At 59.0% G+C, this 21,929-nt stretch carries 22 protein-coding genes and 1 riboswitch; of the genes, 10 read left to right on the top strand and 12 right to left on the bottom strand.

The window, feature by feature from the left end; all coding sequences use genetic code 11:
- Positions 1-11: 11 nt before the first annotated feature.
- Together FHT73_RS02490 and FHT73_RS02485 are read left to right on the top strand one after the other, a co-directional pair.
- Positions 12-1,214 (top strand): CaiB/BaiF CoA-transferase family protein, encoded by a 1,203-nt coding sequence (locus FHT73_RS02490; protein ID WP_183709644.1) that lies wholly within the window; start codon positions 12-14, stop codon positions 1,212-1,214.
- Entirely contained in the window at positions 1,211-2,869 is a 1,659-nt protein-coding gene (locus tag FHT73_RS02485; RefSeq protein ID WP_112605161.1) for a thiamine pyrophosphate-binding protein, read from the top strand. The genes FHT73_RS02490 and FHT73_RS02485 overlap by 4 nt, the downstream gene beginning before the upstream one ends.
- 42 nt (positions 2,870-2,911) lie before the next feature.
- On the opposite strand, the gene FHT73_RS02480 is transcribed toward FHT73_RS02485, so the two are convergent.
- From FHT73_RS02480 to FHT73_RS02470, 3 genes are all read right to left on the bottom strand, one after another.
- Complete coding sequence (locus tag FHT73_RS02480; protein ID WP_112605158.1) at positions 2,912-3,253, bottom strand: RidA family protein; 342 nt, start codon at positions 3,251-3,253, stop codon at positions 2,912-2,914.
- Between the two features lie 87 nt (positions 3,254-3,340).
- Complete coding sequence (locus FHT73_RS02475; protein ID WP_112334441.1) at positions 3,341-3,679, bottom strand: sulfur transferase domain-containing protein; 339 nt, start codon at positions 3,677-3,679, stop codon at positions 3,341-3,343.
- Positions 3,680-3,751: 72 nt separating this feature from the next.
- Positions 3,752-4,591 carry a DUF4432 family protein gene (locus FHT73_RS02470; RefSeq protein ID WP_183709642.1) on the bottom strand — a complete coding sequence of 280 codons (840 nt, stop codon included), beginning with the start codon at positions 4,589-4,591 and terminating at the stop codon, positions 3,752-3,754.
- A 216-nt stretch (positions 4,592-4,807) separates the two neighbouring features.
- On the opposite strand from FHT73_RS02470, the gene FHT73_RS02465 reads away from it, so the two are divergent.
- Complete coding sequence (locus FHT73_RS02465; protein ID WP_183709640.1) at positions 4,808-6,253, top strand: L,D-transpeptidase; 1,446 nt, start codon at positions 4,808-4,810, stop codon at positions 6,251-6,253.
- A gap of 112 nt (positions 6,254-6,365) precedes the next feature.
- On the opposite strand, the gene FHT73_RS02460 is transcribed toward FHT73_RS02465, so the two are convergent.
- The 5 genes from FHT73_RS02460 to FHT73_RS02440 form a co-directional block, all read right to left on the bottom strand.
- Positions 6,366-7,514, bottom strand: a complete 1,149-nt coding sequence (locus FHT73_RS02460) for an iron-containing alcohol dehydrogenase (protein ID WP_112605150.1) — start codon at positions 7,512-7,514, stop codon at positions 6,366-6,368.
- Positions 7,511-8,896, bottom strand: a complete 1,386-nt coding sequence (locus FHT73_RS02455) for an aldehyde dehydrogenase family protein (protein WP_183709638.1) — start codon at positions 8,894-8,896, stop codon at positions 7,511-7,513. The genes FHT73_RS02460 and FHT73_RS02455 overlap by 4 nt, the downstream gene beginning before the upstream one ends.
- Before the next feature lie 154 nt (positions 8,897-9,050).
- Positions 9,051-10,421, bottom strand: coding sequence for a glutamine synthetase family protein (locus FHT73_RS02450; RefSeq protein ID WP_183709636.1), 1,371 nt, complete (start codon positions 10,419-10,421; stop codon positions 9,051-9,053).
- Between the two features lie 125 nt (positions 10,422-10,546).
- A complete protein-coding gene (locus FHT73_RS02445; protein ID WP_183709634.1) occupies positions 10,547-12,118 on the bottom strand; it encodes an amino acid permease in 1,572 nt (523 codons plus the stop codon).
- 126 nt (positions 12,119-12,244) lie between these two features.
- A complete protein-coding gene (locus FHT73_RS02440) occupies positions 12,245-13,015 on the bottom strand; it encodes an N-formylglutamate amidohydrolase (RefSeq protein ID WP_183710138.1) in 771 nt (256 codons plus the stop codon).
- 176 nt (positions 13,016-13,191) lie between these two features.
- Between FHT73_RS02440 and FHT73_RS02435 the strand changes: the two genes are divergently transcribed.
- The 7 genes from FHT73_RS02435 (at position 13,192) to FHT73_RS02405 (ending at position 19,405) form a co-directional block, all read left to right on the top strand.
- On the top strand, positions 13,192-14,064 hold the full coding sequence (locus FHT73_RS02435; protein WP_015340394.1) for a MurR/RpiR family transcriptional regulator: 873 nt from the start codon (positions 13,192-13,194) through the stop codon (positions 14,062-14,064).
- A gap of 188 nt (positions 14,065-14,252) precedes the next feature.
- Positions 14,253-15,356, top strand: a complete 1,104-nt coding sequence (locus FHT73_RS02430; RefSeq protein ID WP_112334428.1) for an ABC transporter substrate-binding protein — start codon at positions 14,253-14,255, stop codon at positions 15,354-15,356.
- Between the two features lie 72 nt (positions 15,357-15,428).
- Entirely contained in the window at positions 15,429-16,319 is an 891-nt protein-coding gene (locus tag FHT73_RS02425) for an ABC transporter permease subunit (RefSeq protein ID WP_015340396.1), read from the top strand.
- Entirely contained in the window at positions 16,316-17,104 is a 789-nt protein-coding gene (locus tag FHT73_RS02420) for an ABC transporter permease (protein WP_015340397.1), read from the top strand. The genes FHT73_RS02425 and FHT73_RS02420 overlap by 4 nt, the downstream gene beginning before the upstream one ends.
- Before the next feature lie 11 nt (positions 17,105-17,115).
- On the top strand, positions 17,116-18,177 hold the full coding sequence (locus FHT73_RS02415; RefSeq protein WP_015340398.1) for an ATP-binding cassette domain-containing protein: 1,062 nt from the start codon (positions 17,116-17,118) through the stop codon (positions 18,175-18,177).
- A 106-nt stretch (positions 18,178-18,283) separates the two neighbouring features.
- A riboswitch (FMN riboswitch) is annotated at positions 18,284-18,429 on the top strand.
- 89 nt (positions 18,430-18,518) lie between these two features.
- Positions 18,519-18,995 (top strand): 6,7-dimethyl-8-ribityllumazine synthase, encoded by a 477-nt coding sequence (locus FHT73_RS02410; RefSeq protein WP_112399004.1) that lies wholly within the window; start codon positions 18,519-18,521, stop codon positions 18,993-18,995.
- Between the two features lie 59 nt (positions 18,996-19,054).
- Positions 19,055-19,405: a VOC family protein gene (locus FHT73_RS02405; protein WP_112413630.1), complete on the top strand. Its 351-nt coding sequence runs from the start codon at positions 19,055-19,057 to the stop codon at positions 19,403-19,405.
- Between the two features lie 39 nt (positions 19,406-19,444).
- Here FHT73_RS02405 and phnF read toward each other — a convergent pair whose 3' ends face one another.
- The 4 genes from phnF to FHT73_RS02385 form a co-directional block, all read right to left on the bottom strand.
- Entirely contained in the window at positions 19,445-20,173 is a 729-nt protein-coding gene (phnF, locus tag FHT73_RS02400) for a phosphonate metabolism transcriptional regulator PhnF (RefSeq protein WP_112605138.1), read from the bottom strand.
- A gap of 1 nt (position 20,174) precedes the next feature.
- On the bottom strand, positions 20,175-20,861 hold the full coding sequence (locus FHT73_RS02395) for a methyltransferase domain-containing protein (protein WP_112605135.1): 687 nt from the start codon (positions 20,859-20,861) through the stop codon (positions 20,175-20,177).
- Positions 20,862-20,980: 119 nt separating this feature from the next.
- Positions 20,981-21,376, bottom strand: coding sequence for a VOC family protein (locus FHT73_RS02390; RefSeq protein WP_183709632.1), 396 nt, complete (start codon positions 21,374-21,376; stop codon positions 20,981-20,983).
- Between the two features lie 69 nt (positions 21,377-21,445).
- The gene (locus FHT73_RS02385; protein WP_112605129.1) at positions 21,446-21,892 is read right to left on the bottom strand and encodes a tautomerase family protein; all 447 of its coding nucleotides are present in this window, start codon (positions 21,890-21,892) and stop codon (positions 21,446-21,448) included.
- Positions 21,893-21,929: the final 37 nt, after the last annotated feature.

Here is a 21,929-nt window from a genome sequence, read left to right as displayed (position 1 = left end):
AGTGGATCGACATGACAGACCAGAAAACCAAGAAACCTCCGCTCTCCGGTATTCGCGTCATTGAGCTTGCCCGCGTTCTCGCCGGTCCCTGGGCCGGACAGATGCTGGCCGACCTCGGCGCCGATGTCATCAAAGTGGAAAATCCCGACGGCGGCGACGACACGCGCCAGTGGGGACCGCCCTTCGTCGAAGGCAAGGACGGCGAGAATCTCTCTGCCGCCTATTACCACTCTGCCAATCGCGGCAAACGCTCCATTACTGCCGACCTCACGACCGAGGATGGACAGGGCCTGGTGCGCCGACTGGTAAAGACGGCCGATGTGGTGATCGAGAATTTCAAGCTCGGCGGCCTGGTAAAGTACGGGCTGGATTATGAAAGCCTGAGGAAGATCAATCCCCGCATCGTCTACTGCTCGATCACCGGCTTCGGGCAAACCGGCCCCTATGCCGGTCTCGCCGGCTATGACTATATCGTGCAGGGCATGTCTGGCTTCATGTCGATCACAGGCGAGCCGGATGGCCAGCCGATGAAGGCCGGCGTCGCGATCGCCGATATCTTCACCGGCATCTATGCCGTATCGGCAATCGAGGCCGCCCTGATCCATGCGCTGAAGACCGGGGAAGGACAACTCATCGACATGGCGCTGCTCGATGTACAATCCGCAGTGCTCGCCAATCAAAACATGAACTATCTGATTTCGGGTAAGCCGCCCGTGCGGCTCGGCAATGCCCATCCCAATATCTCGCCCTACGAAGTCATACCCACGGCCGACGGCTATCTCATTCTCGCTGTCGGCAACGACGGGCAGTTCCGGCGCCTATGCGCCATTCTCGGCATGGAGACCGATGCCGACGACGAGCGCTATGCGACCAACAAGGCCCGCGTCGCCAACCGCAACGAAGTGCGCGCTTTCATTTCTGCCGAAACGCTGAAGTGGAACAAGGCAGAGCTGCTGAAAGCCTGTGAGGCCAACGCCGTACCGGCCGGCGCCATTAACACGATCGAGGATATGTTCGCCGATCCGCAGATTGTGGCGCGCGGACTGAGGATCGATCTTGAGGATAGCGCCGGCACTGTCATTCCGAGCGTCCGCACGCCGATCGTGCTGTCGGAAACGCCGTTGACCTATACGCGGCCGAGCCCGCGTCTCGGCGAACATCAGGAGGAAGTTCTGGCCGAACTGGCCAAACTGGAGGGGAAGGCGAGGAAATGAAGCGAACGGGCGGGCAACTTATCGTCGAGGCTTTGAAGGCCAATGGCGTGCAGCGTATGTCCTGCGTGCCGGGCGAGAGCTTTCTCGCCGTGCTCGATGCCCTGCGCGACAGCGATATCAAGGTGCTCGTCTGCCGCCAGGAAGGGGGCGCGGCGATGATGGCGGATACTTGGGGCCGATTGACCGGCGAGCCGGGCATTTGCATGGTCACCCGCGGTCCCGGCGCGACAAACGCCTCTGCGGGCCTTCATATCGCACGGCAGGATTCGATCCCTATGATCCTGTTCATCGGCCAGGTCCAGCGCGATGCCCGCGAACGCGAAGCCTTTCAGGAAGTCGAATTTCGCCGCGCCTTTACCGAATTCGCCAAATGGGTCGGCGAGATCGACGATGCCGCCCGCATTCCGGAATTCGTCACCCGTGCCTTTGCTGTGGCAACATCGGGGCGTCCCGGTCCGGTGGTGCTGACCCTGCCCGAGAACATGCTGCGTGACGAGGTCGAAGCGCCGCAAGCGCTGCCCTATGTCCCTGTTGCCGCCCATCCGGGCCGCGACCAGCTTGCAGAGCTTAGTCAGCGCCTTGCGGCTGCCCAGCGGCCGATGGTCATTCTTGGCGGCACGCGCTGGAACGAAGAAGCAGTTTCCGGCATCAGGCAATTCGCCGAGCGTTTCAAGCTGCCGATCGGCTGCTCCTTCCGCCGGCAGATGCTGTTCGACCATCTGCATCCCAGTTATGCCGGCGATGTCGGCATCGGCATCAATCCGGCGCTGGCAAAGGAAATCAAAGAGGCGGATCTGCTGATCCTTCTCGGTGGACGTCTTTCCGAAATGCCGTCCTCCGGCTATACGCTGGTCGATATCCCCTACCCGCGCCAAAAGCTCGTCCACATCCATCCCGACCCTTCAGAACTCGGCCGCGTCTATCGGCCGGACCTGGCCATTTGTGCCAGCCCAGCGGACTTCGTTGCAGCTCTGGCGGAACTCGATGCGCCAACCGCGACTCCGTGGGCCGAGCGCACGGAACGTATGCACGCAGCCTACCTCACCTGGTCGAAAACACCGGAAAAGAGCCCCGGCGCCGTCCATATGGGCCGCATCATGGATTGGATCGAAGCCAATACGGCCGATGATGCGATCTTCACCAACGGCGCCGGCAACTATGCCACCTGGCTTCACCGCTTCCATCGCTTCCGCCGCTTCAACACGCAGGCGGCTCCGACGTCGGGCTCGATGGGATATGGCCTGCCGGCAGCGGTTGCCGCAAAGCAGCTCTTTCCTGATCGCGAAGTCATCTGCTTTGCCGGCGACGGCTGTTTCATGATGCATGGTCAGGAATTTGCGACGGCTGTCCAGTATGGACTGCCGCTCATCGCTTTAGTCATCAACAACGGCATGTACGGTACGATCCGCATGCATCAGGAGCGGGAATATCCCGGCCGGGTCAGCGCCACCGCACTCGACAATCCAGATTTCGCGGCCCTTGCCCGCGCCTATGGCGGCCACGGCGAAACAGTGAAGGCGACGGAAGAATTCGGCCCGGCCTTCGAACGGGCGCGAGCGAGCGGCAAGCCGGCCATCATCGAGATTGCGCTCGACCCGGAAGCTATCACGCCCTCCCGCACCCTTACGGAAATCGCCCAGACAAAAGGCCGGTGAGCGCGAGCCCACCGGCCTTGAAAAAATCACGGATGGCGCGACTTAGAGCGCTGCCGTCACGATGAATTCGACCTTGTACTTCGGCGCTGCAAGCTTGGCTTCGCTGGTCGCACGGGCCGGCGTGTTGGCCGGATCGACCCAGGCTTCCCAGGCGGCGTTCATCTCAGCGAAGTAGGAGATGTCCGAGAGGTAGATAAGCGTCTGCAGGATCTTCGACTTGTTGGTGCCAGCTGCAGCGAGCAGACGGTCGACTTCAGCCAGTGCCGACTTGCACTGATCAGTGACGCTTTCGCCTTCGCCAACCTGGCCGGCGAGATAGACGGTGTTGCCGTGGATGACAGCGCCGCTCATGCGGACGCCAACGTCGATACGCTTGATGCTCATGGTGTTCTCCTGGTGTTGTTCTTCGACAGATAAAAGGGCATGACCATGGCCTGCCCTGCAATCAAAAGGCCGGGGGAAAGAACCCGTTCAGCCGCGAATGTGATGTGTCTTCTGATAGATCGCGGTCGAGCGTGCGCCGGAGCGGCAATAGCCGAGCATCGGCCGCGGAAACTCGTCCAGCGCATCAACCATGCCCTGCACGGCCTCTTCAGTCACGCCCATCGGGCCGACAGGCACCTGGGTGATCTCCAGGCCGAGTTCCTTGGCGCGAGCCTCGATGACACCGAATGGCGTCTGATCCGGGCTTTCGCCATCGGGGCGATGGCAGACGATGGACTTGAAACCCAGGGCCTTGATCTGGTCGAGATCCTCTACGGTGATCTGGCCGGACACCGAGTATTCATCGTCGATCGGGCGGATATCCATGGTTCATGTCCTCTCTAAAACCGTGGCCCTGATCTACGCCGCCATAGGGCGAGCGTCAACCGCGGCGCACTCTCAAACGAAGGCAAAGTTGAGCATGAAATTGCGGGTTTCACCGGGCTGGAGAATATTGAATTCGCCCGCCTCTTCCAGCTCGGACCGCGAGACCCAGCGATGCGAAACAGGCTCGATACCGAGCACATGCGCCGGCGCGCGCTGATTGCGCCAGACCTGCAGGAATGGCAGCGTGTCCGTTCCGAACCGCACCCTTAGTGTCTTGCCGCCGATGGCCGCGATGGGGCCAAGGCTGATCTCCGCCCAATCCTCGCCCTTGTCCTGCGCCGGCACACAGAAGATATCGCCCCCCTCCTCGCCGAAGGTCCAGGGAAAGCCGCCATTGTCAAGCATCTGACCGGCAAGACGCGTGCCGTTATCGAACCATTTGCCGCCGATGTTCATATGGTACATCAGGAAGACCGGCATCGCCTCCGTACTCGTATTGACCACACGATCGGCAAGCGAGACCTCGCCCGTCGCGCCATCGATCCGCCAAAGACGTTCGAGCCTTGCCGTTCGCCTTTCGGCGGTGACAACATCGATATCGGCGCGGCATTCCGCATTGCCATTCTCGAATTTGGTCCAGAGAATTTTGGCTGGATGGGACGCGAAGGAACCGTGAAGCGGATAGCGCTTGCCTTCATATGCGCCCGACATCGGCTCGGGATGGCGGATATGGTCCGGCCCGCAGGTGAAGAGGAAGCCCTCCACGGAATGACTGATCCGCGGATCTCCATCGTCAGGAACGGCACTTCCCGGCGCAAGATTATTGCCCTCGACAATGCAGGCGCCTATATCCAGCACGGACCCCTCGTCCAGCGTCAATTTCGGCCCTTTCGCCGCAGAAAAATCCATCATCCCCAAAGCCCTCCCTGATTGGCGCCGAGCGCAGGTGCTGTCCCAAGCTGGCGCGCGGCTGAAAGAAGCGGTTATTTGGCTTACCAAATCTTAACTTGAAGCCTTGATCACATAAATTTTTATATTTTATTCAGCATGATAATCTAAATCTCCATACTGGCGTCAAAATTGCCATGTGTGTGTCAGCCGAACGACCATCCCGAGGATCCGACAGACGTGAACCGGTTCGTAAAATTAAGTTTTGCCCTGGCAATGACTGCCACCGTGTCCATGCTCGCGCTCACGGACGCGCAGGCACAATATTATCGTAGCGGCAACGGCAACACGGTTCTTGTCACCCCTGACGGCCGGATCCTCGATCAGTATCCTTATGGTGGTGGATATTCCATGGCCCGCGACGGTCGCGGCCGCCGGGTCCTGATTGATGCCTACGGCAATGTCGTCGCCACGGAGATGAGGGCCAGCACCTACTATCCCCGCGCCCCAGCCCGCGATACCTATGGCAATAATGGCGGCCGGTATGGCGACACGCAGCTTTCCAACAACGGCGACTACCAGGACTATCGTCAATATCGCTCCGACAGCTACGGAAATTACGACGGCGCAGACCAGCAGGATCGCGGTGTGGTCACCGGCGGAATTCCGCGCGACGGCGATATCCAGCGCCAGCCGCTCGACAGTCAGCCATTGCCTGGCAAGAACCAGGGCCAGACGAACCAAAACGGCAACGACTACGCGTCGATCGATCCACAGCAGAGCGCGCCCGACATCGTCAACAAACCGGCACCGGCCGAACCCGTCATTACGCTGAAGGGCAAATCGAAGATGGAGATCACCGCGCTGGAGGTCTTCCTCGCGCGGCAGGGTATTTCGCCTGGTGCGATCGACGGCAGAATGGGTGCTAATGTCACCAAGGCGATCTATGCCTATCAGCAGATGACCGGCCAGACGCTCGACCCGAACAATACCGACGCGATCCTCGAGCAGCTTCGCATGTCCGGCGGTATGCCGATCGTCAACTACACGATCACGGCGGCCGACGCCGCAGGCCCGTATGTCGCCTCTATTCCTGAGGACTATGCGGCTAAGGCACAGATGCCGTCCCTCGGCTATACCTCGACGACGGAAATGCTGGCCGAACGCTTTCACATGGATGAAGGCTATCTGAAGGCGCTCAATCCCGGCGTCGATTTCACCGTGCCGGGCAGCACCATTAAGGTCGTCAATACCGGCCCCAGTAAGACCGGCGCAGTCGCCAAGATCCTGGCGGACAAGGGCCGCAAGCAGGTTTTCGCCTATGACGCCAACGGCACGCTGATCGCCGCCTACCCGGCCAGCATCGGCTCCGCCGACACGCCCTCGCCGTCAGGCACAGTCACGGTCGAGCGCGTCGCCTTCAACCCGGGCTATACCTACAATCCGAAGATCAACTTCCAGCAAGCCGGAAACGACAAGGTTCTCAATATTCCGCCAGGCCCGAACGGCCCGGTCGGTACGGTCTGGATGGCTCTATCGAAGCCGACCTACGGCATTCACGGCACGCCGGATCCCTCGAGAATCGGTAAGACGCAGAGCCATGGCTGCGTGCGCCTCACGAATTGGGATGCGACCGAACTTGCCAAGATGGTCAAGCCGGGCGTCGTCGTAGAATTCGTGGATTGATTACCAGACAGAGCTTCAATGAAAAAAGCCGCCGGGTGACACTCGGCGGCTTTTTTGTTTGGCCTGATATGCTGCCAATTTCATCCCGCATATCGGGGAGCTGAGCGCAGTATCAGAAGCAATCCCGGAAAAGAGCCTTGGTGTTTTCCAGCGTCAGCGGCACCGGATTGCCACCGGCACTCGGATCTTCGATCGCCATGGCGGAGAGCTCGTCGATCCGATCGGGCGCGATGCCCATGGCAGACAGATTTTCCGGCACGCCGAGTTCCGAGCGCAGTTGCAGCACATAGTCGTAGAAGCCGTCAAAACCGCCCGAGATGCCCAGATAGGCTGCGGCGCGAGCAATCTTATCCTCGATAGCCTTGCGGTTGAAACGCAGGACCGCCGGCATGACGACGGCATTGGTCATGCCGTGATGCGTGTTGTAGACGGCGCCGATCGGGTGCGACAGCGCGTGGATCGCGCCGAGCCCCTTCTGGAAGGCGACGGCGCCCATGGCGGCGGCACTCATCATGTTGGCGCGGGCTTCGAGATCCGTTCCCTCGCGATAGGCGCGCGGCAGGAATTCCTTGACGAGCCGCATGCCTTCCAGCGCGATACCAGCCGACATCGGGTGATAGAAGGGCGACGAATAGGCTTCCAGGCAGTGGGCGAAAGCGTCCATGCCAGTGCCAGCGGTAATGATCTTCGGCATGCCGACGGTCAGTTCGGGATCGGCGATGACGACGCCGGGCAGGAATTTCGGATGGAAGATGATCTTCTTCACATGCGTTGCGGAATTGGTGATGACGCTGGCACGGCCGACTTCCGAACCGGTGCCGGCAGTCGTCGGCACCGCGACGATCGGCGCAATGCCTTCGACGCTGGCGCGGGTCCACCAGTCCCCGATATCTTCGAAATCCCAGACCGGACGCGTCTGGCCCACCATGAAAGCGACGCACTTGCCGAGATCGAGGCCGGAACCGCCGCCGAAGGCGACGACGCCGTCATGGCCGCCGTCCTTGAAGGCCTTCACGCCGGCTTCGAGGTTCTTCTCGTTCGGGTTCGGGTCGACGTCAGCGAAGATGGCGCGGCCGAGACCTGCATCTTCCAGAATATCCAACGCCGTCGCCGTGATCGCCATCGAGGCAAGTCCCCGGTCGGTGACTAGGAGAGGCTTCTTCATGCCCAGGCTCTTGCAGGCGTCCGCCAGTTCCTTAATCCGGCCACGGCCGAGCTTGAAGGCGTTCGGATAGCTCCAATTGGCTGAGATAGTGCTCATGCTGTTACTTTCTTCAGATGATAGGATTTCGGGCGCGTCAGATTGTGGAAGCCGATGATCGACAGCGAGCCGCCGCGGCCGGTTTCCTTGACGCCTGTCCAGCACAGCGCCGGATCGAGATAATCGGCGCGGTTCATGAAGACGGTGCCGGTTTCGATTTCGCGGCCGATGCGCGAGGCGCGCTCGACATCCTTCGTCCACAGCGAAGCCGTCAGGCCGTAGGGGCTGTCGTTCATCAGCTCTAGCGCTTCCGTGTCGCTCTTCACCTTCATGATGCCGACGGCAGGGCCGAAGGTCTCCTCGCGCATAAAGGTCATGGAATGATCGACATTGACGAGGACCTGCGGCGCGAGATAGGCACCGCCATCGTCAGCCGGGAACAGCTTCGGGTCGACCAGCGCCTTGGCGCCCTTAGCAACCGCATCGGCGATCTGTTCACGCACCACCTTCGCAAAGCGCTTGTGCGCCATCGGCCCGAGCGACGTCTCGGGATCAAGGGGATTGCCGAGCTTGTAGTTCGAAACCCAGGCAACGGACTTCTCGACGAAGGCGTCATAGAGCGATTCATGCACATAGATACGCTCGATGCCGCAGCAGCACTGGCCGGAGTTGTAGGTCGCCCCATCCATCAGCGTGTCGACGGCAGCGTCAAGATCGGCGTCCTCCATCACATAGCCCGGATCCTTGCCGCCGAGTTCCAGTCCGAGGCTGGTGAAGGTGCCAGCTGCCGCACGCTCGATCGACCGGCCGCCTTCGACGGAGCCGGTGAAATTGACGAAGTTGAAGCTTCCGGCTGCGATCAGCGCCGAAGTCGTTTCATGATCGAGGAAGACATTCTGGAAGACATCGGCGGGAACGCCGGCCTCGACGAAAGCCTGCACCAGCCGCTCGCCGACGAGCAGCGTCTGGCTTGCATGCTTGAGAATGACGGTATTGCCGGCCATCAGCGCCGGGGCGACCGTATTGATCGCGGTCATGTAGGGATAGTTCCACGGCGCGATGACGAAGACGACGCCATGCGGTTCGCGCTCGATGCGGCGGGCAAAATTGGCGCTGTCCTCGACGACCAAGGGTGCCAGCGCATCGGCGGCGATCGACGCGACATAGTTGGAGCGCTCGTTGAAGCCGCGATACTCGCCGCCGTATTTGATCGGGCGGCCCATCTGCCAGGCAAGCTCCGGCACCACTATTTCGGCCATCTCATTGAGCCGTGCCACGCCCTTGAGCACGAGCTGAACGCGATCCTCCAGCGGACGACGCGCCCAATCCTTCTGCGCCTTGCGGGCGCGCGCGACGACGTCCTTGGCAGCTTCCAGCGACAGAGACGGACGCTCGGCATAAACCTCTCCGTTCACCGGGGAGACGCATGTGATCATGGTCATGATCGAATTCCTGTTTTCTTGGTCAGCCAATTGATTGCCTGATGTTGCAGAACCTTTGGCCGCCTCTAAGAAGAAACGGCAGGTCAACAAGCATCCCGGCGCCCCCTGCCCGATCCTAGAATGAAAATCGGGCAAGAGGCAGATCGCAAATGCCTTACGCTCTTTCGAATCCGCGCGCCACTTCCCAATCCGTGATGCGACGATCATACTCCTCCTGCTCCCATTCGGCAGCGCGGGTATAATGATCGATGACATCGTCGCCAAAGGCGGCGCGCAACATCTTCGAATTGGTCAGGGCTTCGGTCGCACCACGCAGGGTGCGCGGTATCTCGCGAACTGCACGCGCACCATAGGCATCGCCGACAAAGGGCGCCTCCAGTTCGAGCTTGTTTTCGATGCCATCAAGGCCGGCGGCAATCAGGGCAGCAAATGCCAGATAGGGATTGAGATCCGAGCCGCCGACGCGGCATTCGATGCGAATGCTCTTGGTTTCGGCTCCGCACAGGCGGTAGCCGGCGGTGCGATTGTCGGTGCTCCAGATCGCCTTGGTGGGTGCGAAGGTGCCGGCAACGAAGCGCTTGTAGGAGTTGATATAGGGCGCAAGGAAATAGGTGATTTCGCTGGCATGCGTCAGAAGGCCCGCGACATAGTGCTTCATCAGCGGCGTCATGCCGTGTTCTTTTTCCTTGTCGAAGAACAGCGGCGTCTTGCCGTCTACACTCCAGAGCGACTGATGAATATGAGAGGAACTGCCCGCAGCGCTGTAGTTCCACTTCGCCAGGAACGTAATGGCCTTGCCCTTCGACCAGGCAATCTCCTTGCAGCCATTCTTGATGATGGCATGGCGGTCGGCCATGGTCAGAGCATCGGCGTAGCGGACGTTGATTTCCTCCTGGCCGGCGGATGCTTCGCCCTTGGAGTTTTCGACAGGGATCTCCGCACCCTGCAGTCCCTTGCGGATCGCCCGCATCACATCTTCTTCCTTCGTGGTCTGGAAGATGTGGTAATCCTCGTTGTAGCCACTGACGAGATTGAGATTGCGATAGCCGGATTCACGCGCACTGTCGTAGCTCTGGTCGAACAGGAAGAATTCAAGCTCCGAAGCCATGTAGGCCTTCATGCCTATCGCTTCGAGACGCTTGACCTGCTTCTTGAGAATAGCGCGTGGCGAATGCGCGACTTCCTCATGAGTATGGTGGTCGAGCACGTCGCAGAGGACGAGCGCCGTGCCTTCAAGCCAGGGAATACGGCGCAGCGTGGCGAGATCGGGCTTCATCGTATAGTCGCCATAACCCTTCTCCCAGCTCGTCGACTTGTAGCCGGAGACGGTCTCCATCTCGATATCGGTCGCCTGCAGATAGTTGCAGCTATGCGTTTCCTTCCATGCGCTTTCGATGAAGAACTCCGCCTGGAAGCGTTTGCCCATTAACCGGCCCTGCATGTCGACCTGACATGCCAGAACCGTATCAATGCGCCCTTCGGCCACATCTCGCTTGAGGTCGTCGAACGTATAGCTGCTGCTCATAATTTGGTCCGCCTAGAAGAAGGAAGTGGGTCGGCCAGCGGTGCCGTCGGATATGTTACCGGAGCCGCTCGTCAGATGGATGGGGCCGCGGCTGCGGCCCCTGCCGGATTGATGCTGAATGAGGATCACACTTCGCCGACAGCTCGTTCGGCAGCGGCGATATCGGCCTGGCGCTTGGCGATCATGTCACCGATCGGCGGTCCCTGGAAACGGCGCTTCTCGAAGGCGAACCAGACGATTGCAGTCAGAACGAGGAAGCCGATTGTGATATAGAGCGCCCATTCGTTCGGCGGCTGCACACCGATGATGAAGATGACTGCCATAGCAATGATCACCAGAACGGAGACCAGCTTGTAGGTGCCGATGCCCATGTTCCACGGCCCCATCTTCGGCCATTTCGCCGTTCCGATCGCCTTGATGCCGAGGACGATCGGCACGGTAAAGGAAAGGAACAGGAAGATGACGGTGCACGACACGACGATGGTATAGGCGGAAGAGCCGGCGATGGTCACGAGCGAAGCGCCCCAGACGAAGAGGACCGCAAGGATTGCAGCCGTCCAGATGGCGATGGAAGGCGTGCGGAATCTCGGGCTGACACTGGCGAGCGACTTCGAGAATGGCAGGCCGCCGTCACGCGAGAAAGCATAGATCATGCGCGATGCGGAGGTCACGGTCGCCAGGCCGCACAGCAGCTGCGAGATGAAGATCGCAACATAGAGGATATTGGCGACCACGGGATTCGTGATGCTGTTGATCGTCCAGAAGAAGACGTTCCAGCCCTGTTTCGATGCCTCGTTCATGTCCGGAATGGCCAGGAGGAAGGCCAGCAGCATGATGTAGCCGAACAACGATGACCACCAGACCGAGGAGACCATGCCGCGCGGCACGGAGCTGGAGGCCTTGACGGTCTCCTCCGACGTGTGCGCCGATGCGTCGTATCCCGTAATCGTGTAGATCGGCAACAACAGTCCAAGAGCGAAGACGTACCAGATATTGTCCATCTTCGGCCAAACGGAAGCATCACCTTCCGGCGTTCCGGAGTAGTTGGTGAAAGTCCAGATGCGGCTGATATCCCAGCTCTTGACACCGATCAGGCAGACGATGGTCAGCGCGATCGCGGCGGCAAAGATCAGGTAGCCGGACATATCGGTCAGTTTTGCCGTGAGCCTGATGCCGAAATGATTGATCAAGGCTTGCAGGCCGGTGATGATGGCAACAAAAATGATCTGGTTGGCAAAACCGGCGGAAGTGGTGGTATCGACGGCAATGCCGAACCAAGGGGCGATGGAGCCACTGAAGAAGCCCCAAGTACCCACATTGATCGCGCCAAGCACCGTGATCAGGCCGAGAAGATTGAGCCAGGCCGTCAGCCAGCCGGTGAACCGGTTGCCGAGGATCGACCCCCAGTGATAGAGGCCGCCGGCCGTGGGATAAGCCGAAGAAATCTGCGCCATCGAGAGCGCGAAAACGCCCGAAATCAGGCAGCCGAGCGGCCACCCTATACCAATGGCGGCACCGCCCGCGCCAGAAGTCGCCTGTGCAAGCGAATTGATGCCGCCGGATAGAATGCAGATGATGGAGAAGGAAATGGCGAAATTCGAAAACGAACTCATGCGCCGTTCCAGCTCCTGAGCATAGCCCATGGAGTGCAGGATTTGTATATCCTGCTTTTTGTCTAACTCTGAATAATCAGACATGCCATTCCCCCTAAAGCCCGGTCGTCCGCGGGATTGCGGAGAACCATGTGTCACATTGACCGCTGGCATTTCACCATGCGGCCCGATCGCAGTTGAACTGCTCCCCGGGGTCTTTTTCTTTTATGCTCAGGCTTCCAGACTGCTCTGGAGAAGCCCCGTCAGATAATCGGCCACGACCCCTTGGCCGACGTCATCCCGAATGAGGTCGTTGCGGACCTCGATCATTACGTTATGCAGACCATTGGCAAGCCCATGCAGCTTCAGCGTATGGGTAACGCCGTCTTCAGGCCCGTAAGGCTGGTTGCGTTCAGTCTTGTAGAGCGGCGCTTCGGTCGCTGCGTCCAACATGCGATCGGCCAGCCAACGGTCTTCATCATGCAGAATGCCAAGCTCCACTGCGCGTGGCTTGCCATTGTAGATCGGCGTGAAGCTGTGAATTGTCACGATCACGGTTTTTTGTCCGCGTGCGGCACGCTCTTTCAAAAGCGACCGAATGCGATCGTGGAACGGGATATAGAGCCCCTCCGTGCGGGCCTGCCTGTCCGCTTCCCTCAGATGCTGATTGCCGGGGATCGTATAGATCTCGCTTGTCTCCGGCATGGCACCGGCGCTTTCGGGGGGCCGGTTGCAATCATAAATCAGCCGGGAGAAGCGCTGAAACACCAGAGTGGCATCAAGGCCCGCGGAGATTCTCCTTGCAACCGCGAGTGCGCCCGGGTCCCAGGCGATGTGGCTGGAACGCGCCTCGGCTGAAAGCCCGAGATCGCCGAACCGCTCGGGAATCTCACGCGAGGCATGCTCGCAAACGAGCAAAACTGCGCTGCTTCCGTCCGGTCTTTCGACCGCGACGCAATCGCCGTCCGCCTTCGACAAAATGCCTTGCTGCGCAAGCATCAGAGACGCCCCAGTGCCGATTAATAAAATCTTTATAAGAAAAGAATTCTTCAGGTTTTCCCTGCTGTCAACTGGAAACTGAAATTATTTCTTCATTTATGACATTGACTCGAATTGTGACAGCGTTGTTATATCCTGGAAAGAAAACGGCATCAGACCGTTTGGGGAGCAAAAATCGAGTGAGCAATGCGTCGAAGACAGTTTCGGACGTGATCAATGCGCGCTTTGACACTTTAACGCGCGCCGAAAAGCAGCTCGCCAAGAGCTTGCTCGACAACTATCCCGTTTCCGGATTGGGTAGCATCACCACCGTCGCCGAGAATGCACGGGTTTCGACCCCGACAGTCGCGCGCATGGTGCAGAAACTCGGATACAAAGGCTATCCGGACTTCCAGGCCCATCTTCATCAGGAAGTAGAAGCGACGATCTCCAACCCGCTGACAAAGCACGATCGCTGGGCGTCGAACGCTCCGGGTACGCATATCCTCAATCGCTTTGCCGATACCATCACAGGCAATCTGCGGCAGACCCTGTCGGATCTCGACGTGGCAACCTTCGACAGCGTCGCGGCACTGCTGTCGGAGAGAAAACGCGCACTTTATTTCGTAGGCGGCCGCATCACCGGGGCGCTTGCCGAATATTTCTTCACTCATATGCAGGTCATCCGACCGAATACGACCTTGCTTTCTTCGAACTCAAGCGCATGGCCGCAATATGTCCTGAACATGAATCCGGGCGACCTGCTCGTCATCTTCGATATCAGGCGCTACGAGCAGGAAATGGTCAATCTCGCGGCGGCTGCCCGCCGCCATGGCGCTGAAATCATCGTCTTCACCGATCAGTGGGCAACTCCGGCCGCCAAACACGCCAAGCACACGTTCCGCGTGCAAATCGAGGCGCCATCCGCCTGGGATTCATCGGTCGTTACCCTGTTCATCGTCGAAGCCCTGATCGAAGCCGTCCAAAGCTCGACATGGGACGAAACGAGCGAGCGCATGAAGACACTGGAAGGTCTTTTCGAACAAACCAAGCTGTTTCGCAAGCTAAGCTGAAGGGGAATGAAAACAGAAAATAACAGCTCCTGGAGGATGTGGAATACAGCGACTGTCATACTTGTCGATTAGAAGCAAAAATCGACTGCGTTTTCAGCAAACCCAACGCTTTGAAGTCGTCACACAACCTTCATGTAACGTCATTAACAGCAACGCCAGACACTGAAAACCCAAAAGGAGGAAATGCAGTGATCTCGAAAATTCATCGTCTTCTGACAATCTCCACGGCGATGCTCGTCGCTTCGACGGCTATTGCCGCCGCGGAACCGAGCGCCGATCTCATCGCTGCCGCCAAGAAGGAAGGCACGCTGACCACCATCGCCCTGCCCCACAACTGGTGCGGTTATGGCGATCTGATCTCTGCCTTTAAGGCAAAATACGGCATTGAAGTCAACGAACTGAATCCGGATGCTGGTTCGGGCGATGAAGTCGAAGCAATCCGCGCCAACAAGGGTAACACCGGCCCGCAGGCTCCTGATGTGATCGACGTTGGTCTCTCCTTCGGCCCGACGGCCAAGAAGGAAGGCCTGCTGCAGCCCTACAAGGTTTCCACCTGGGATTCGATTCCGGACAGCGCCAAGGATGCCGAAGGCTACTGGTACGGCGACTACTACGGCGTTCTCTCCTTCGTCGTGAACAAGGACGTTGTGAAGAACCCGCCGAAGGACTGGGCTGACCTCCTGAAGCCGGAATATGCAAACACCGTTTCGCTCGCCGGCGACCCGCGCACCTCGAACCAGGCCGTTCAGGCCGTCTACGCCGCCGGTCTCGCCGCTGGCGAGAAGGATGCAGTCAAGGTCGGCGCCGCTGGTCTCGACTACTTCGCAAAGCTGAACAAGGCCGGCAATTTCGTTCCGGTCATCGGCAAGTCCGCTTCGCTGGCTCAGGGCGCAACCCCGATCGTCGTTGCTTGGGATTACAACGGTCTTTCCTGGCGCGACAGCCTGAACGGCAACCCGCCTGTTGACGTCACCGTTCCGGCTTCGGGCGTTATCGCAGGTGTCTACGTCCAGGCAATCTCGGCTTTCGCGCCGCATCCGAATGCTGCCAAGCTCTGGATGGAGTTCCTCTATTCCGACGAAGGCCAGATCGGCTGGCTCAAGGGCTATTGCCACCCGATCCGCTTCAACGATCTGGCGAAGAACAAGAAGGTCCCGCAGGAGCTTCTCGACAAGCTGCCGCCGGCTGCCGCCTATGAAAAGGCAGTCTTCCCGACGCTCGACGAGCAGGCTGCCGGCAAGACCGCCATCACCACCAAGTGGGATTCTGTCGTCGGTTCGAACGTACAGTAATTTGACCTGACATGACCTCCCCGCTTCGGCGGGGAGGTTTCCGTTTTTCTGACGCCGCGGATTGGGCCAATCATGAGCATCGCCACAACATCAACGGTCAGTTCCACCCCGATGATCAACAAGCGTGTGGTTATCGATTGGCTGGGAATAGCACCCTTCCTGATCTTCGCGCTGCTGTTCCTAATTCTTCCTACAATCTATTTGATAGCAGGCGCCTTTCTGACGCCGGACGGCAGCCTGACGCTCAAGAACATCGCTGACCTGTTCACGCCGACGATCATGAGCGCCTATTGGATCAGTATCAAAATCTCGGTCGCTTCGGCGCTCGGTGGCGCGATCATCGGCTTCTACCTGGCTTGGGCGCTGGTCCTTGGCGGGCTTCCCACTTGGATCCGTCACGCCTTCCTGACCTTCTCGGGGGTCGCATCGAATTTCGCCGGCGTGCCGCTGGCCTTCTCGTTCATCGCCACGCTCGGCCGCCAGGGTCTGGTCACGATATTGCTCGCTCATTTCGGCTTCAACCTCTACGGCAGTGGCTTCAACCTGCTGAGCTTCTTCGGCCTGACCATTACCTACATGTACTTCCAGATTCCGCTGATGGTGCTGATCATTACGCCTGCGCTCGACGGCATGAAGAAGGAATGGCAAGAAGCTGCCTCCATTCTAGGCGCAACCAATGGACAATATTGGCGGATGGTTGCCTTGCCGATCCTTTGGCCGAGCCTGCTTGGCACGACGCTGCTGCTGTTTGCAAATTCGTTCGGCGCCATCGCGACTGCAATTGCACTTACCGGCAGCTCGCTGAATATCGTTCCCATCGTACTCTATGCGCAGATCCGCGGCGACGTGCTGCACAATGCCAATCTTGGCTATGCGCTCGCGCTCGGCATGATCGTCATTACGGGTATTTCGAACGTCATTTATATCTTGATGCGCATGCGCGCTGAACGGTGGCAGAAATGAAGCTGCAAAAATTCTTCGCCTGGATCGCCGTTGCCATCGGCCTCATCTACTTCCTGGTGCCGCTCATCGGTACGCTGGAGTTCTCGCTGCGCATGCGGCGCAACGCTTACAGCTTTGACGCCTATGCCTCCGTCTTTTCAGATTTCGGTTTCATAACGGCCTTTGGTTTCTCGATGTTGATGGCGCTTCTGACCATTATCTTCGGTATGCTGCTCGTTGTGCCCACGGCCTATTGGGTGCGGTTGCGGTTGCCGCAGCTCCGCCCTGTCGTGGAATTCATCACCTTGATGCCGTTGGTCATTCCGGCCATCGTCATCGTTTTCGGCTATCTGCGGCTCTATAATTCGTCGTCGATCCTGCCGTTGACCGGCTATAATTCGACGACGAACATTCTGCTCGTCTGCTCCTACATTGTATTGTCGCTGCCCTATATGTATCGTTCGGTCGATACGGCGATGCGTACCATTGATGTCGGCACGCTGACGGAGGCTGCCGAAAGCCTTGGTGCAAAATGGACAACCATCATGTTCAAATGCATCTTTCCGAATGTCATGAGCGGTGTGCTTTCCGGAGCATTCATCACCCTTGCGATCGTCATGGGCGAATTCACCATGGCATCGCTGCTCAACCGTCCGGCATTCGGGCCCTACATGCAGCTCATGGGCGCCAATAGAGCTTACGAGCCCTCTGCCCTGGCCATCATCGCGCTTGCCGTTACCTGGCTCAGCATGGGCCTCTTGCAGCTCGTTTCCCGTTTCTCAAAATCCGCTCCGATTAAGGCGTAAGGCTTCTCACCATGGCTTTTCTCGAACTCACCCACATCAAGAAGTCCTTCGGCGACATTCACGTCGTCCATGATTTCAATATGCAAATCGAGAAAGGAGAATTCGTCTCCTTCCTCGGACCGTCGGGCTGCGGCAAGACGACCGTGCTGCGCATGATCGCAGGTTTCGAAACGCCGACCGCCGGCACCCTGTCGATCAATGGCAAGGACCAGCGGGCGCTGAAACCGAACCAGCGCAATATCGGCATGGTCTTCCAGGCCTACGCATTGTTTCCGAACATGACGGTGCATGACAACGTCGCCTTCGGCCTCAAGGTCGCCGGCATGGCGAAGCCCGACATCGACAAGCGCGTCAAGGAGATGCTGGCTCTCATCAAGCTCGATCATCTCGCAGGCCGCTATCCATACCAGATGTCCGGCGGCCAACAGCAGCGCGTGGCGCTCGCCCGCGCCATCGCCGTCAAGCCGCAGGTGCTCCTGCTCGACGAGCCGCTCTCGGCTCTCGACGCCAAGATCCGTATCTCGCTGCGCGAGGAAATCCGCGCCATCCAACAGCAGCTCGGCATCACCACCGTCTTCGTGACGCACGATCAGGAAGAGGCGCTGTCCATCTCCGACCGTATCGTGGTCATGAATGCAGGCCGCGCCGATCAGATCGGCACGCCGTTCGAAATCTACAACAAGCCGGCAACCCGTTTCGTCGCCTCCTTCGTCGGCACGCTGAATCTGATCGAAGGCAAGGTCGTCGATCCCGACAGTAACCGCATCATGATCGGCGATCAGGGCGTGACCCTGAAGCAGTCGGTGACCGCCTATAAGCCAGGCGATACCGTATCGCTTGCCCTGCGTCCGGAAGCCGGTTCGCTGGCGGAATCGGCCAAGGGCGATACAGCCCTCACAGGCGAAGTCTCCTCGGCACATTTCCTGGGCTCGGTCATCCGCACCCGCATGAATGTCGCCGGCAACACGATTTCCTTCGACATGTTCAACAGCCCGGGCATGATGCCTCCGAGTGTTGGTGAGAAGGTGACGTTACGTTTTGCCTCCTCCGACCTCCTCGTCATTCAGGACTGAGAAAGAGCCCTCCATCGCCGGGTCATTTTGGAAAATTATTCGCAGACGCCGGGCCAAAACCCCGGCGTTTTTCTTTGATTTCCATAAGGCAAAGCATCTATAGTCCACGCGTTCTCAGGGCGGGGTGCAATTCCCCACCGGCGGTATGGGGAGTTTCCTCGAGCCCGCGAGCGCCTTCCGGATTTCGGAAGGGTCAGCAGATCCGGTGAGATGCCGGAGCCGACGGTATAGTCCGGATGGAAGAGAGCAAGCAGGATCGTACCTCCTCCGCGCGAGGGGTGCTGCGATGTTGCGTGTTCGCCCAAGGGATATTTGACAACAACCCTTGAAAGGCACAATTCATGACCATTTCGATTTCTACTCAACCGAGCCGCATTGCGATCATTCGGGCCCGTTGGCACGCCGATATCGTCGATCGCTCGGTCGATTCCTTCGTTGCTGAATGGCAGACGGTCGAAGGCGCACCGCCGATCGATATCTTCGACGTACCAGGGGCGCTGGAAATTCCGCTGCACGCTCAGACGCTTGCCCGCAACGGCCGTTATTCCGCGATCATCGCCACCGCTTTCGTTGTCGACGGCGGCATCTATCGCCATGAATTCGTCGCCAATACGGTTCTCGATGCCATGATGCGCGTCCAGCTCGATACCGGTGTGCCAATCCTGTCGGCGGTCCTGACGCCGCATCACTTCCAGGAATCGGAAGCGCATATCCAGTTCTTCAAGGAACATTTCATCATCAAGGGCCGTGAAGTCGCCAGCGCCTGCCGCCACATCCTTTCGGAGCGCGCCAAACTGCTCCCCGCAGTCACGGTCTGATCCAACATAGATGGAGGCGCGGCGAAGGCCCGCCTCCATGTCCACCAGGGAGGAAGTCAGTGACCGTCCTACGCATCATCCCGAACCTGCCGGCAGCTGATCCAGACACGGCTCGTCTTTTCTATCATGACCTGCTCGGCCTCGACATCGTCATGGATCACGGCTGGATCCTGACCTTCGCCTCCGAAGCGGCAACTGTGCCGCAGATCAGCGTCGCCAGCGAAGGCGGTTCGGGAACGCTCGTCCCCGACCTTTCCATCGAAGTCGACGATGTCGACACGCTCTATCAGCGTGCCACCTCCATGGGCTTCGGCATATTGTACGACCTCACGGACGAGCCGTGGGGTGTCCGCCGCTTCTATGTCCGCGACCCTTTTGGCAAAGTCGTCAACATCCTTTCCCACCGCTAATTCAAGCTCGCGGAGAGCCTCAAGGGTTCCCCGGCACTCTCACCGCAGATCGAGATTGAATGTGGTGCGCTCGGCCGGCCAGACCGATTCCGAATAGGTGATCGGCACTCCGTCGGTATCCGCATCCACCTTGCGCGTCACCAGCAGCGGCGCGGATTTCGGCTGGCGCAGGATCCGCGCTTCGTCGGCCGTCGGCATACGCGCCTCGATCTCCGTCGACAAGCGCTCGTAGTCGATGACGCCATAGCTGGCGAGCGCCGCCGAGATTGTCGGATGCCGCAATCTAGCATGATCGAAATCGGGAAAACGTTCGGCCGGATAGTAGGAATCCCCCAATTCCACCGGAATGCCGTCGGCCGTCATAACGCCGCGACGATGGATGACCGGCGCGCCGATTGCGATCTTCAGATAGGCCGCGACGCGTTCGGTCGCGGGCACGATCTCGTGAATGAGCAGCTCGCCGCCCGGTTCGAAACCTTGCTCGATCAGATTTTTGTGGAAGCGGGTGCGCTTCGACAGCGTATAGTCGAGCACGCCCCTATGAACGAAGGTTCCGCGCCCCTGTTCGGCGCGGACCAATCCACGCTGCTCCAAGTGCCCCAGCGCCTGGCGCACGGTAAAACGGCTGACGCCGAAACGCTGCATCAGCTCCGGCTCGGCCGGCAATTTCGTCCCCGGGGCAAAAGTCCCGGCGGCAATATCAGCCGCCAGGATCTCGCCGATCTGATGCCAGAGCGCGCTGCCGCCCTTTCGGTCGATCGTCTCCATATCAGATACGCTTCTCCAACCGGAACAGCAGCTTGTATTCGGCAGGATAGCTCAACGCATCGAGAATGCTCGGATAATATTTCCGATCCTTGGTGGCACGCACAAAACCATCATAGCCGAAGCGCCTGACGGAAACATCGAAGCCTGCCGCCGTGAAGGCTTCGATATAGTCCTGTGGCGCGCGATCCTGCATGGGTGCATTGCTATTGTTGCCGATAAGCTCAAGCCATTTTGGCCAGAGCGGCATTTCGTTGTGGCAACCGGTCACCGCGTAGTAGACGCCCCCATTGCGCATGGCCCGGAACATCCCTTCGGCATGCTCTTTCAGCTGCGGCAGCAGATAGATCACCTCATAGCTGAAGGCCACGTCGAAGCTGTCGGCAAAGGGCGCCAGGTCGGTCGTGACATGAAACTGGAGCGGCATGTTGCCCGCGGCTTCGACGGCAGCAGCCACAGACTCCGAAGCAATATCGATACCGATACCGCGTCGGAACGGCCGCATGGCATAAAGCAGCCGCAAAAAGCCGCCGCGGTTGCAGCCGAAATCCAGGACGGTCTTCGAGGAGAAATCCCGCTCCGGCACCGTCTCGATGAAGTGCCGCCAATAGGGGCTATGAGATTCTGCCATTGCGGCGTCACCCTGCGGTTCCTTGTGCCAGGTTGCATAAGTCGTTGCTGCGCTCGTCATGATGCTCTCGCTGTTGGAGTAGACTGAACACTTGATAGCCAAGTCTCATGACAGTCATGTGAATTCATCCGGACGACCGGACTAATAATGATAATCTCTCACGCGTGATCGGTTGCTGCTTATTGCAGGCAGTCCACCATCCATTGCACGCCGAACCGATCAGTCAGCTTGCCGTAATAACTACCCCATGGCTGCACGGCGAGTGGTGTCGTCACGTTGCCGCCTTCTGCCAATCGGGCAAAAATCCTGTCGGTACTCTCTCGGTCATCCACCATGAGCATATGAGCGGAACCTCGCATCGGCTCCGCATCATGATTGTCAGAGGCGAAGAACAAGACGCCTGGCCCCTCAAAGCGAGCGTGCATTACCCTGCCCCGCATCGCTTCGTTGGCAAGCGGTATCCCCTCCGTACCGTGACGGATCAATAGCGTCACTCGGCCCAGCCCGCAGGCCGTATAGAAAGCGAGGGCTTCGTCGCAATGCGTCGTAAAAAACAGATAATTGGCGAGTCGCATTTCCTGCCTCCCTTGTTGTCGAACGAGCGGCCCATGCGGCCGCCCGGTATTGATGCCAATTACCTCATCTCAAGCGCGATGAGCTTCGACCTCAGGCGCTGCGGCGCTCGCAATAGCGCCGACCAGATCGGCATTGCTGTAGCTTTGCCCCGCAATGCCCCAAGCACCCTCAGGCGCATAGACTATATTCGACCAGATATGCTCACGCTTGATCCGTCCTTCGGCCGCCCGCTCAACGACATCGGTCGCCCTTGCAATGAAAGCACGCTTGGCTTCGGCGGTCGCGAGGGCGATTTCGGGCAGCTTGAGTTCGATGAAGGCCGCAGCAACGGGCTTTCCAGCTGCCAGCACATGTGCGGCCGGAAGCACATTGATCGATCCGATGACATTGGCCGTCATGAATTCATTCCCGGCCAAGCCGGCAACATCGAGGACTGCATCCGTCAATCCGGCAAAGGCTTGCGCCTGCGCTTCGGATGAAAGCAATCCTTCGGATACGGTGAGCGTAATGGGCATTGGAACATCTCCTTGTTGGACCTGTGGCGGCAATTGA

This window comes from Rhizobium sp. BK098 (assembly GCF_014193155.1).
GTDB lineage: Bacteria > Pseudomonadota > Alphaproteobacteria > Rhizobiales > Rhizobiaceae > Rhizobium.
Note: the sequence above shows the minus strand (reverse complement) of the source record. Positions and strands in the feature narration are given on the sequence as shown.

Excerpts from the sequence above, each read along its gene's own strand:
- FHT73_RS02425 (WP_015340396.1), top strand. The coding sequence starts at position 15,429 with ATGAGCATCGCCACAACATCAACGGTCAGTTCCACCCCGATGATCAAC.
- FHT73_RS02390 (WP_183709632.1), bottom strand. The coding sequence starts at position 21,376 with ATGCGACTCGCCAATTATCTGTTTTTTACGACGCATTGCGACGAAGCC.
- FHT73_RS02490 (WP_183709644.1), top strand. The coding sequence starts at position 12 with ATGACAGACCAGAAAACCAAGAAACCTCCGCTCTCCGGTATTCGCGTC.
- FHT73_RS02420 (WP_015340397.1), top strand. The coding sequence starts at position 16,316 with ATGAAGCTGCAAAAATTCTTCGCCTGGATCGCCGTTGCCATCGGCCTC.
- FHT73_RS02470 (WP_183709642.1), bottom strand. The coding sequence starts at position 4,591 with ATGATGGATTTTTCTGCGGCGAAAGGGCCGAAATTGACGCTGGACGAG.
- FHT73_RS02460 (WP_112605150.1), bottom strand. The coding sequence starts at position 7,514 with ATGAGCACTATCTCAGCCAATTGGAGCTATCCGAACGCCTTCAAGCTC.
- phnF (WP_112605138.1), bottom strand. The coding sequence starts at position 20,173 with ATGGAGACGATCGACCGAAAGGGCGGCAGCGCGCTCTGGCATCAGATC.
- FHT73_RS02450 (WP_183709636.1), bottom strand. The coding sequence starts at position 10,421 with ATGAGCAGCAGCTATACGTTCGACGACCTCAAGCGAGATGTGGCCGAA.
- FHT73_RS02385 (WP_112605129.1), bottom strand. The coding sequence starts at position 21,892 with ATGCCCATTACGCTCACCGTATCCGAAGGATTGCTTTCATCCGAAGCG.
- FHT73_RS02455 (WP_183709638.1), bottom strand. The coding sequence starts at position 8,896 with ATGACCATGATCACATGCGTCTCCCCGGTGAACGGAGAGGTTTATGCC.
- FHT73_RS02475 (WP_112334441.1), bottom strand. The coding sequence starts at position 3,679 with ATGGATATCCGCCCGATCGACGATGAATACTCGGTGTCCGGCCAGATC.
- FHT73_RS02410 (WP_112399004.1), top strand. The coding sequence starts at position 18,519 with ATGACCATTTCGATTTCTACTCAACCGAGCCGCATTGCGATCATTCGG.
- FHT73_RS02415 (WP_015340398.1), top strand. The coding sequence starts at position 17,116 with ATGGCTTTTCTCGAACTCACCCACATCAAGAAGTCCTTCGGCGACATT.
- FHT73_RS02395 (WP_112605135.1), bottom strand. The coding sequence starts at position 20,861 with ATGACGAGCGCAGCAACGACTTATGCAACCTGGCACAAGGAACCGCAG.
- FHT73_RS02480 (WP_112605158.1), bottom strand. The coding sequence starts at position 3,253 with ATGAGCATCAAGCGTATCGACGTTGGCGTCCGCATGAGCGGCGCTGTC.
- FHT73_RS02485 (WP_112605161.1), top strand. The coding sequence starts at position 1,211 with ATGAAGCGAACGGGCGGGCAACTTATCGTCGAGGCTTTGAAGGCCAAT.
- FHT73_RS02445 (WP_183709634.1), bottom strand. The coding sequence starts at position 12,118 with ATGTCTGATTATTCAGAGTTAGACAAAAAGCAGGATATACAAATCCTG.